The 10,870-nt window shown below is 72.1% G+C and carries 8 protein-coding genes; 1 reads left to right on the top strand and 7 read right to left on the bottom strand.

The features are described 5' to 3' along the window. Positions 1–40 precede the first annotated feature (40 nt). Positions 41–907 carry a class I SAM-dependent methyltransferase gene (locus AC08OV_RS14955; protein ID WP_476619808.1) on the bottom strand — a complete coding sequence of 289 codons (867 nt, stop codon included), beginning with the start codon at positions 905–907 and terminating at the stop codon, positions 41–43. Positions 908–1,319: 412 nt separating this feature from the next. Between AC08OV_RS14955 and AC08OV_RS14950 the strand changes: the two genes are divergently transcribed. Next, positions 1,320–2,207, top strand: a complete 888-nt coding sequence (locus AC08OV_RS14950; RefSeq protein ID WP_476619807.1) for a class I SAM-dependent methyltransferase — start codon at positions 1,320–1,322, stop codon at positions 2,205–2,207. Here the strand turns inward: AC08OV_RS14950 and AC08OV_RS14945 are convergent. The 6 genes from AC08OV_RS14945 to AC08OV_RS14920 form a co-directional block, all read right to left on the bottom strand. Further along, positions 2,137–4,029 carry a dipeptide ABC transporter ATP-binding protein gene (locus tag AC08OV_RS14945; protein WP_476619806.1) on the bottom strand — a complete coding sequence of 631 codons (1,893 nt, stop codon included), beginning with the start codon at positions 4,027–4,029 and terminating at the stop codon, positions 2,137–2,139. The genes AC08OV_RS14950 and AC08OV_RS14945 overlap by 71 nt on opposite strands. Further along, positions 4,026–4,904, bottom strand: coding sequence for an ABC transporter permease (locus tag AC08OV_RS14940; protein ID WP_476614692.1), 879 nt, complete (start codon positions 4,902–4,904; stop codon positions 4,026–4,028). Before AC08OV_RS14940 ends, AC08OV_RS14945 begins: the two co-directional genes overlap by 4 nt. Next, the gene (locus tag AC08OV_RS14935; protein ID WP_476614694.1) at positions 4,901–5,893 is read right to left on the bottom strand and encodes an ABC transporter permease; all 993 of its coding nucleotides are present in this window, start codon (positions 5,891–5,893) and stop codon (positions 4,901–4,903) included. The genes AC08OV_RS14940 and AC08OV_RS14935 overlap by 4 nt, the downstream gene beginning before the upstream one ends. A 4-nt stretch (positions 5,894–5,897) precedes the next feature. Further along, on the bottom strand, positions 5,898–7,565 hold the full coding sequence (locus AC08OV_RS14930) for an ABC transporter substrate-binding protein (RefSeq protein ID WP_476614695.1): 1,668 nt from the start codon (positions 7,563–7,565) through the stop codon (positions 5,898–5,900). A gap of 320 nt (positions 7,566–7,885) precedes the next feature. After that, positions 7,886–9,034, bottom strand: coding sequence for a hypothetical protein (locus AC08OV_RS14925; protein ID WP_476614696.1), 1,149 nt, complete (start codon positions 9,032–9,034; stop codon positions 7,886–7,888). After that, the coding region (locus AC08OV_RS14920) for a ferritin-like domain-containing protein (RefSeq protein WP_476619805.1) at positions 9,031–10,870 on the bottom strand (1,840 nt) is incomplete at its 5' end. The genes AC08OV_RS14920 and AC08OV_RS14925, both read right to left, overlap by 4 nt.

Below are 10,870 nucleotides of genomic sequence, written 5' to 3'. Positions count from 1 at the left end.
GGACAGAGACGGAAGGGCGGGAGTTCCCGCGCCCGGAAGCTCAGGCCGGGGGGCGCCGGCCCCAGGCAGCGATGATGCTGGGCCCGAGGTCGAGGAAGTCGGGATCGGCGAGCAGGGCCAGGGCCAAGTCGAGATCGGCACGGGTGAGCAGGCCGCTGTCAACGAGGTAGTCGGCGGACTGGCCGAACGTCGCACGCCACAGGCGCCCGATCTCGTTGGAGCCGCCAACCGGGTAGTACGTGGCGTGCAGACCGGTGTCGACCAGGCCCGCCCGGGTCAGCGGCGCCGGCAGCGTTCGCCCCCACCACAGGTCCGACCCGATCGACGACGCCATCGCCTGGCCGATCGCCTCGAAGGCGTGCCGGAATCCGTCGTGCGGTGACGAGTCGACCGGGGACAGCACGAGATCCTCAGTGACCAGCCAGCCGCCCGGGGCCAGCCAGGAGACTAGCCGCCGCAGCACCTCCTCACGCTCGGGGATGTGCATGAGGACGGTGCGGGCATGGATGAGGTCGAAGGAACCCGGCTCGAAGTCGTGGGTGCGCACGTCCGCTTGGACGATCCGCAGGTTCGACCGGCCGGCGTCGTCGAGGAAACTCGTGCTCACGTCGACCGCAGTCACCTCCCCGCCGGGGAACCGGTCGGCCAGCCAGTAGGCGACCGAACCCGCACCGGCACCGATTTCCAGGAACCGCCCTCCATCGGCGATTCCCCGCGCCTCGAGAACGGCGTGCGTGGCCGGGTCCACCTGTGATTCCAGCAGTTGCAGCCGGCCGAGTTCCGTGGAGATGTCGTGGCTGAGGATGCCCTGGACATATCCGACCGACGTGTCGGGCGCGGAACGCTGCGCAGCGATCACGTCTCGCGCCGGCGCCAAGGCCGCATCGGATCCCGTTGTACTGGTCATCGTCTCCCCTGGGCATGGTTCTGGGCCGGTTCCGGGCGGTCACGGCCAGGTCCTAGACCGGTTGCGGACCAGTTCCGGTCCGGCACGGCGGTACCGATTCCTGCGTGGTTTCCACTGTCGTACCTGGTTCCCACTGTCGCGGTTCCCACTGTCGCGAACAGTTTCCGCGTCCCGGCCCGCGACCCATTCCAGTCGGCTCGCGGCGGCTGGTCCAGAGGCATCACGGTGCTGTTACCAGCACTAACAGGATGTCGACTATGGACGCAGAAAGCTATCTTGACCCCACACGAACACGATGCCTAATTTCAAAACGCAGGGCACGGAACTCGGCACTTGGCCCGAGCCCGTGACGCACGATGGCGGACCGTCAGTACGTCGGATCGGTTGGCATACCTCGGCTGGAGAGAAACAGATGACGCAGACCGTCACGGCACAGGCGGCCCGACTCGGCGGGTACGACGACGCCAGCCGGCTTCGGCAGGCTCAGGACACCGACTGGGTGCTCGGGTTCGCCGATCCGACCGCCCGGTCCGTTGCCGATCTCGGCTGCGGCATCGGTTCCCTGCTCGCCGCGGCGCTCGACCGCCTGCCCGACGCCGTCGACGCCCTGGGCCTGGATCGTGAGGAGTCCCGGCTTGCCGAGGCTCGACGCAAGCTCACCCCCTACGCGACCCGGGTACGGTTCCGCTTCGTCCAGGCCGATCTGCGCCGGCCCCCGCAGCTGGCCGACGATGCGGGTCCCACGGCGTTCGACCTGGTCACCCTCACCTCGGTCCTGCACTGGATCCACCCCGACGAGGAGCAGCTGGTGCGGTGGATCTCCACGCGACTGCGGCCCGGCGGCGCCTTCCTGCTCACCACCCACCATCCCGAGCACGACGAGTACGGGTTCGGTGGCAGCGACGACCTCGCCCGGCAGGCCCTGGTCCGGCTGGGCCATGCGGCCGAGGACGTACCCAGACTGCTGGCGGCGGCCGGGATCATTCCGATCGCCGTACGCACCCTGTCCGTGGACGACACCGCGACCCTGCTCGACGCGTACTTCGACATCGACGGCGTCGACGAACGCCCGGCGGTCGTGCGGGCCGCGAACGGCGAAGAGTACCAGCGGTTCCACGCGGCGACCTTTGGCACCTACTACAGCCGGCTCGTCGGTGCGGACCGTCAGGAGGACTACTTTCGGGCGATCGGGGAGGTCGCGCAGCACCGCCTCGACATCGAGGGGCACATCACCCAGATGCCGGTACGGCTGTGGCGCTGTCGGCCAGGGGCGGCCCGGCCTGCGGAGACGGCCCGGTAGCCGCTGGGGGGGTAGGCGGTGCGGGGAGCCGGGGCACCGCGGTGAGCAGCCGTACGGTGTAGGGGTGCCGGGGAGCGGTGAAGACCGTCCCCACGTCCCCGGACTCGACGACCCGCCCGTCGTACATCACCAGGACCCGGTCGCTGAGGTGCTGCACGACGCCGAGGTCGTGCGAGACGAAGACCATGGCCATGCGGTGGGTCCGGCGCAGGTCGACGAGCAGGTCCAGGACCTGGGCCTGGATGGACACGTCGAGCGCGGACACCGGTTCGTCGCAGATCAGCACCTGCGGTTCCACGGACAGCGCCCGGGCGATGGCCACCCGCTGCCGCTGCCCGCCGGACAGCTCGACCGGTCTGCGCCGTAGTTCCCGCGCGGAGAGCCCCACCTGTTCCAGCCGTTGGACGGCGGCGTCGCGGCGCTCGGTTCGCGCGACCCCACCCACCCGCAGCGCCTGCGTCAGGATCCGGCCCACCGTCAGTCGTGGGTCGAAGGAACCCAGCGGGTCCTGGAAGATCGCCTGGATCTGCCGGCGGCGTGGTCGGCGGTCACGCTCCGGCACCCAGCTGCCCCAGCCGCCCCCAGGACCCGACGGGCCGACCCAGGGAACGCCGCCGAGCAGCACCTCACCCGCGTCGGGTTCGGTCAGACCCAGCATGATCCGGGCGAGCGTCGTCTTCCCCGAACCGGACTCGCCGACGAGCCCGAGGGTCTCCCCGCGGCGCAGCGCGAAGGAGACGTCCCGGACCACCTCGCGTCGCTCTCCGTCCGCCGTCCGGAACGCCTTGCGCAGTCCCGTCGCCCGCAGAAGGATCTCGGCGCCGGTCGAGCCGCCCGCGTCGAGCCCGGCAGACGCGAGCCCGGCAGACGCGAGCCCGGCCGACGCGATCCCGGCTTCGTCGACGGGTCCGGCCAGCCGGCTGCCCCTGGTCCGCGCGGAGGGCACGGCGGCAAGCAGCTCGCGGGTATAGGCGTGCGTGGGATCGCCCAGTACCCGCTCGGTCGGGCCACTCTCCAGGATCACTCCGTCGCGCAGCACGGCGACCCGATCGGCGAGCCGGGCGACGACTGCCAGGTCATGGCTGATGAGCAGCAGTCCCATCCCGCTCTCGCGCAGACCGGCGAGCAGATCGAGGATCCGGGCCTGGACCGAGACGTCGAGAGCGGTGGTCGGCTCGTCGGCGATGAGCAGGTCCGGGGTGCCGGCCAGCGCCGCGGCGATCAGCACCCGCTGGCGCAACCCGCCGGAGAGCTGGTGCGGGTACTGCCGGGCACGGACCTGTGGATCAGGAATACCGGCCCGCGCCAGCAGCGTCGCGATCCGGGGGCCACGTTCGGCCCGCGCGACTGGGCCCTGTGCCCGCAGCGCCTCGTCGACCTCCTGCTCGACCCGCCGCAGCGGATCGAGGGAACCGAGGGCGTCCTGGAGCACCAGGCCGATCCGGCGGCCACGCAGGGCGCGCCATTCCCGGTCCCGCAGCCCGATGAGGTCGGTCCCGCCCAGGCGCAGCCGCCGGGCCTGGACCGTCGCGTCCGCTCCGGCGAGTCCGACGAGGGCGCGGGCGGTCACGCTCTTACCCGATCCGGACTCGCCCACGAGGGCCACACACTCCCCCACAGCGACATCGAAGGAGATTCCCCGCACCACCTCGACGGCCCGACCGCCCCGGCCGAAGGAGACCCGCAGCCCGTCGACGGTCAGCAGGGTCGCGGACGGCTCCTTCGCCCCCCGCGCGCTCAGAGGTGTCGAACCAGGGGGTGCCGACCCCAGCGGTGCCGAGTTCGGCGGTGCCGGCGGTGAGACCTGCGGCTGGTCGTTCACGGAGTCCGTCCCTCCACCCGCAGGCGGGCATGGCGGCCGAGCACGGTCACGGCGACGACAGTGGCGGCGATCGCCGCCCCGGGGAACACCACGACCCACCAGGCGGTGTCGATGACGCCCCGGCCGTCGGCGAGCATCGCCCCCCACTCGGGGGCCGGCGGCTTCGTACCGAGGCCCAGGAAACTCAGCGCCGAACCTGAGATGATCGCCGTCCCGACGCCGACGGTGGCCAGCACGAGCAACGGTCCTAGCGTGTTCGGCACGATGTGGCGCAGCACGATCACCGATCGGGGCAGGCCGAGCGCCACCCCGGCGTCGACAAACCCGGCATGGCGGACGACGAGGGCACGCGACCGCACAACCCGCGCGTAGCTGGGGACCGCCGCGATGCCGATGGCCACCGCCGCGTTCACCGAGCCTGGACCGACGATGGCGATGACCAGCAGCGCGAGGAGCAGCTCGGGGAAGGCGAGCAGCAGGTCCACGAGCCGCATGAGCAGCCCGTCCGCGAACCGGCCGCCGAGGGCCGCCGCGAGGCCGACCGTCGCCCCGATCCCCGCGCCGAGCGCGGTCGCTCCGGCACCGAGCAGTAGCGAATGCCGGGCGCCGGTGACCACCCGCGCGAAGACGTCCCGGCCCAGCTGGTCGGTGCCGAACCAGTGTGCCCAGCTCGGTCCGCGCAGCGCCTCGCCGAGGTTCGCCCCGTCCACGGGATGACGGCTGAGCAGCCCCGGCCAGGCGGTCGCGACAAGAAGCAGGACGATCAGCAGGCCGGCCGCGATCAAACCGGGACGCGGCCGGCCACCGCCGGTGCGGGCCAGGGCACCGGCGGCGGGCGACTCGGTCCCGGGGCGGGCCTCCCCGACCGCGGTCACCGGGACACCGCCAGATCAACCGCCGTGGCCCTCCCGGCACCGGATCCGTCGTCGCGCAGTCGCGGGTCAATGAGCAGGTAGAGCAGGTCGACCACGCTGTTCACGACGACGAAGACCGCCGCGGACAGCAGCACCACCGCGGTGACCACCGGGATGTCCTTGGCCGAGATCGCCGCGAGGGTCACCCGACCGATCCCCGGCCGGGCGAACACCGCCTCGGTGACGACGGCGCCGCCGAGCAGGCTGCCCACCGCCCAGCCGAGCAGGGTGACGAGCGGGAGCGCGGCATGGCGCAGGGCGTGGCGGGTCAGCACGCCCACCGCGCCGATGCCGCGGGCGCGGACCGAGACGACGAACGGAGCCTCCAGCGCGGCGTCAAGTCCCTCCCGCAGCACCTGGGCGAGGACCCCGGCGATCGGCAGGGCCAGCGCGGACGCCGGGAGGACCAGTCCGGACGGGCCAGCGGCGCCGGCACTGGGAAACCAGCCGAGATGCGCGGAGAAGAGGGTGATGAGCAGGATGCCGATCCAGAACGTCGGGCTCGACACGACGAGCAGCTCGACGCTGGTCGCCAGCATCCGGCCGAGCCGGTGGGTGGTGCCGCCCCGGCCGGCGGTCGACACCACGAGCCCGATCGCCAGCAGCGTGGCGAGCGCGGACGCCGTGAGCGCCAGCTGCACCGTCGGCCACACCTGACCGGACAACACCTCCACGACCGGCCGCTGCAGCTGGTAGGAGGTGCCGAGATGGCCGGTCACCAGGCGGCGCAGCCAGGTGCCGTACTGGACGACGAGCGGCGACTGGAACCCGTACGTCTCGTTGATCTGCTCCCGAAGCTGCGGCGAGATCCCGAACGTCGGCCCGATCAAAGTGTCGACGGGATCACCCGGTACGACGTGCAGCGTCACGAAGGCCAACGTCGCCGCGCCCCACAGGACCCCGGCGCCCACGACCAGCCGACGCAGCAGGAACCTCGCCACAGCCCGCACTAGATCAGCCCACCCAGCTGTCGTAGAACAGCGGGAAGGCGTCCGCGTCGAAGGTGATGTCGTAGACCTTCGACACCGTGCCGACGGTCCGGGTGAACACGTAGACCGGCAGGGTGTACGCGTGGTCGATCACATATTTCTGCACCTGCCCGTAGGCCTTCTTGCGGGCGGCGAGATCCGTCGTGCCGGCGCCGGTCGCGAGCCATTCGTCGACCTCCGGCACCGCGATCCCGGAACTGTTCGCCCCGCCCTGGGTGAACGTCAGATTCGAGGCGAACAGCGTACGGAGCAGGTCGGGGTCGGACTTGCCCCAGCTGTAGGCGATCAGGTCGTAGCCGCCGGCGTTGCGCTGGGTGGTGTAGGCGCCCGAGTCCATCGAGTAGAGCTTGGTGGCGATGCCGACCTTCTTCAGGTCGGCCTGTACCGCCTGGCTGACGATGTCGCGCTGCTCGCGGTTGAAGGCGCCGACGTAGGGCCAGTCGAGGACGAGACGCGCGCCGTTCTTCGTGCGGTAGCCGTCGGCGTCGCGGCCGGTGTAGCCGGCCTCGTCGAGCAGCTTGTTCGCCGCGGCGACGTCATGGGGGAAGGCCTTCTCGAGGCTGGGATCGTAGGCGATGTTCTTTGGCGTCAGGGTGCTCCACGCGCGGGCGTACTGGCCGGCGTAGACCGTCTTCACGATCGTGTCGACGTCGACGGCGCGCTGGACGGCCTTGCGGACCCGCTCGTCGGAGAACGGCGCACGCCTGGTGTTGAAGTAGATCGAGTAGTTGGCGTTCTGCGGAATCACCTTGAGCAGCCGCAGGGAGTTATCGCCCTCGAGCGCGGCGACGTTCTGCGCCGGCACGCCGTCGGCGGCGTCGATCTCCCCACTGCGCAGCGCGCTCACCCTCGTCGCGTCCTCGGGCAGGAAGCGGATGGCCAGCTTGTCGAGGTAGGCGGCGCCGGTGTGCTTCGCGCCGCCGGGGGCCGAGGTGTAGCCGTCATTGCGGGTAAACTCGGCGACCGATCCCTTCACATAGCGGGTGAAGCGAAACGGCCCGGTACCCACCGAGTTCGGCCCGCCCGAGCAGAGGGTGTCCGGCGCTTCGGCGATCTTCTTCGGCGACTCGATGCCGAGGTAGGCCGTGGCGGCCGCGGCGAGGAATGCCGCGTACGGCTTGGAGAAGGTGACCTTGGCCGTGCGGGGGTCGACGACCTCGGTGCCGACGTAGGGGCCGAGCAGCGCCACCGCGTACTGCGACTTCGTTGACTTCGCCGCGATGTGGTCGAAGTTCGCCTTCACCGCCGCCGCGTCGAACGGTGTGCCGTCGTGGAACGTCACGCCGTCCTTGAGCTTGAAGGTGAACGTCTTCGCGTCGGCGGAGACCGTCCACGACGTGGCCAGCCACGGGCCGACCTCGCCGCCCGGCTGCTGCGCCACGAGCGAGTCGAACACACCCCGCTGGATGACAGCGGTGACGTCGGCCGGGCTGACGTGCGGGTCGAGGCAGTCGCCCTCGGTGGCCACCGCGAAGGTGAGCGTGCCGCCCCGGTGCGGTGTTCCGCCCGCCCCGTTCGCGCTGGTGGAGCCGGCGGGTGCCGGATCGGACGCGCAGGCGCCGAGCATGGCGGCGGCGGCCGCGACGGCCGCGACGCGGGCGGCGGGGTGGAATCGGGGACGTGGGCGTTTCATGGATGCTCCAGATAGGGCGGACGCGACGATGGCCTCACCAGGTCATGCGGCCCGGCGGCCGAGGGGCACGCGGAGCCGCAACCGGCGGCCCGGGCGCGTGCCGTACGGGCACGGACCAGCACGAACGGGGAGGTAGTCGCCGATGGTGCTATTGCCGTACTAGTCTAGACAGGCAGCGGTTCATCCTGTTATCGCGGCTCATAGGCATCGGGCCGCAAGCCCGTGCGCATCGCCCGTAGGCCCACCCGCACGTGCCGCGCGCCCCGCCCGGCGTCGCGCATGTCCGTCCGGCGGTACGCCGCGCCACCTCGGTGGAGCCGTCAACGGGGATGAGCGACGAGGTGGCGGTCCACCAGGGTGAAGCCGAAGGAGGGCGGTGGGGCCGCGCCGAACCGGCGCAGGGCACCCGCCATCGTGTCGATCTCGTCCCGCCAGGCCGTCGCGGCCAGGGCGGAGGTACCCGGATCCGAGGTGTCCAGGGCGGAGGTGTCCAGGGCGGAGGTGTAGAGGCCCAGACAGGTGCGGACGTGCTCGAAGAAGGCGGTTAGGACCCGGGCCGTGACGTGCGCGCGGACGTCCCGCTCGTCGGCACCCCGGTCAATGGCCTCGATCGCCGCCGCGGCGAGGATCGCCGTGCGGACGGCGTGCGCGACCCCCGAGCCGCTGAGCGGGTCGAACCGGGCGGCGGTGCCTCCCACCGCGAACCACCCCGGCCCGCAGGGCGGTTGTAGGAACCGGGGCGCCGCGGGCACGACCACGACGGTCTCGGGCAGCGCCGTCAATCGTGCTCCCAGCGCCGTCTCGGCGAGAAGCCGATGAAGCAGCGGCACGGGACGGGCGACGGGCCCGGGGACCATCGCCTGCACCAACGCCTGCCGCTCGCCGATCGGCGCCAGGAAGACCCATGCCGACCCGGCGGCCACCAGCCGGCTCGTGGCGGTGGGCTCGGCCGGCGCGAGCCGCACCTCGGCGCTGATCATGTTTCGGCGTCCGAGCTCGACGGGTCGGGCCGGTCGGCCCGGTGGAGGCGCAGCGGCGGTGACCAGCCACACGGCAGGCGGCGACACGGCAGGCGGCGACGCGAGGCCATCCGGGGTGAACCGGACCAGGTCCGGGTGCGCCTCGGCGAGCCGTGCGCCCAGCCGGCGGACCAGCACGCTGCCGTCGACAGCCAGGCTGGGCTGTTCCAGCCGCCGCGTCGTGGCCGACCCGCCCCACCGGACGTGCCGGTGCCGAATCGGCCAGGCGTCCTCGAACAGGCCGGCGCCGCCGTCCCAGACGTCTCGGAGCACGGCAACGGTCAGCTCGTTGAGCACCAGCCAGCGCGGACGCGCACCGCCGGTATCCGGCGCCCGCTCACGGGCATCCGGTTGCCATCCGGTCACCCGGACGGGCCGTCCCTGGGCGGCGAGCAGGTACGCGCAGGTCAGGCCGGCCAACCCAGCCCCGGCGACGACGGCCTCGGTCATTCCTCCGTCCGGGAGCCGCCCGGCTCCCCGTCCGTTGCGGAGGCCGGCGCGGAGGCCGGCGCGGAGGCCGGCGCGGTGCCGGCGGCCAGGAGCTCGGCGAGCAGGGCCTCGTGCGCCGCCCCGTGCTGGAGCACGAGTCGACGCTCCGCCGAGCCGCCCAGCTCGGCAACGGTCTCCTGCGCCCGCCGGAGCCCGGCGGCGTGGTCGGCGACCGGAATGGGCAGGGTGACCGGACCGGGCAGGGCGAAGCGCGGCTGCACGCCGCGCGCGGCGAGCAGGTGGTTCGTCTCGTGCAGGCTGAACATCGCCCGACGGGCCTGCTCGAGCAGCTGCCCGCCGGCCCGGTCCCCCAGGGCGAAGGTCGCCTGCAGGGCGCTGAGCAGCAGAGCGTAGTTCTGGTCGCTGAGATCCGCCAGACCGCCGGTGAGCGCGTCGACCGGATCCGGCCGCATCGTGCGCAGATAGCTCTCCGGCGCGAGCCCGGCGAGGTGATTCTTGACCGTGCCGAACCGGCGGAAGTGCTCACCCCCCTCGTCGATGATGAGCTTGACAAGGTGGACGAGCCGGTCCCGCTCGGGGAAGAGGTCGGGCCGTCCATCGATCGTGCGCAGCAGCCGCACGTACATCCCGTCGATGCCCGACGCCGTTCCCTGGCTCGGCCGTTCGACCTCGATGAACCAGTCCAGCTGTGCCGGGGTCAACGGCTGGAGCTGGAACGGCCGGTCGAGCTGGCGGTGGATGCGCTCGGCCCGGCCGACGTTCGGGGGCAGGCCGAGCAGGGTGAGCGCCTCGTTGACCCAGCGCAGGTGCCGCATCTCGTCGACCGCGATGGAGAACACCTCGGTGGCCGCGGCATGCACGCGGCGGGTGTGCTCGTCGGCGTCGTCGGGCAGTAGCCGGGGCGCGTCGAGCGAGTAGTGGGCGAACAGGTACTCCACCGACAGGGCATGTTCGACAGTGGCCAGGTAGTTCAGCTCGGCGAGCACCTCGTCCCGGGTCAGCTCGTCGGTAGCCGGCGCCGGGGGCGGTAGCGGCGCGCCCCCGCCGGTCTCCCGGCCGTCCAGCACGACGGCCAGGTCGTTCCAGGCATGGAGCATCTCGGGGTAGTCCAGTTCCAGCTCCCGGCGGCCGACCTCGGTCGCCAGGTCGGCGGGCGGCGGAACGCTGGTGCGATCGCGCCGCTGGAAGTTGACGTAGGGGACCTGCCCGTCCGCGCTGGTGACGACGTCGGGCTTGGACGCCGCCCAGTAGAAGCAGCCGCAGTCCCGGAAGTCGTACTGCCACGGCGCGCACAGGCTGCGGGTCAGCTCCCCGGGCAGGTAGACGTCGGGGTCGATGACACCGTCGGGGTCGAGGTAACGGGCCCGGTCGGCGACCAGGACCGCCAGCACCGTGCCGTCCGGATCCCGCTGCACGACGCTGCGGTCACCGCGACGGAATCCGTTGAGCGTGCCGTTCACGACGTCGGCGCCGGGCGAGGAGATCCCCGGCGGCGGGCCGAGCAGGATCGCGATCCGACCCGGCATCAGGTCGTGCACCAGCCGCCAGACGTCCAGACCGCCAAGGTCCGCGCAGGTGAACGTCGGTATCTCCGATTCGGCCTGGTCGACGGTCGTGCGCCCGCACACCGCCCACAGGTGCAGGGGCAGATCCGCGTCGGTCAGGCCGCGCTCGGCGGCGACACCGGTGGCGGCGACGTGACGCAGCACGGCGCCGTCCGGACGGTGGAACTCGAAGGTCAGCCCGGGGAAGAACGCCTTGTCGAGATTGCGCTGGTCGAACTCCAGCCCCGGATAGCAGTTGTCGACGCCGCTCTCGGGACGGGTGCCGGCCGGG

This window comes from Frankia sp. CeTa3Moorea (genome assembly GCF_978021225.1).
The sequence above is the reverse complement of the archived record's forward strand: the minus strand, read 5'-3'. Positions and strand labels throughout refer to the sequence as shown.

Bases quoted from the DNA above. Each gene is read 5' to 3' on its own strand.
- AC08OV_RS14950 (WP_476619807.1), top strand. From the start codon at position 1,320: ATGACGCAGACCGTCACGGCACAGGCGGCCCGACTCGGCGGGTACGAC.
- AC08OV_RS14930 (WP_476614695.1), bottom strand. From the start codon at position 7,565: ATGAAACGCCCACGTCCCCGATTCCACCCCGCCGCCCGCGTCGCGGCC.
- AC08OV_RS14955 (WP_476619808.1), bottom strand. From the start codon at position 907: ATGACCAGTACAACGGGATCCGATGCGGCCTTGGCGCCGGCGCGAGAC.
- AC08OV_RS14925 (WP_476614696.1), bottom strand. From the start codon at position 9,034: ATGACCGAGGCCGTCGTCGCCGGGGCTGGGTTGGCCGGCCTGACCTGC.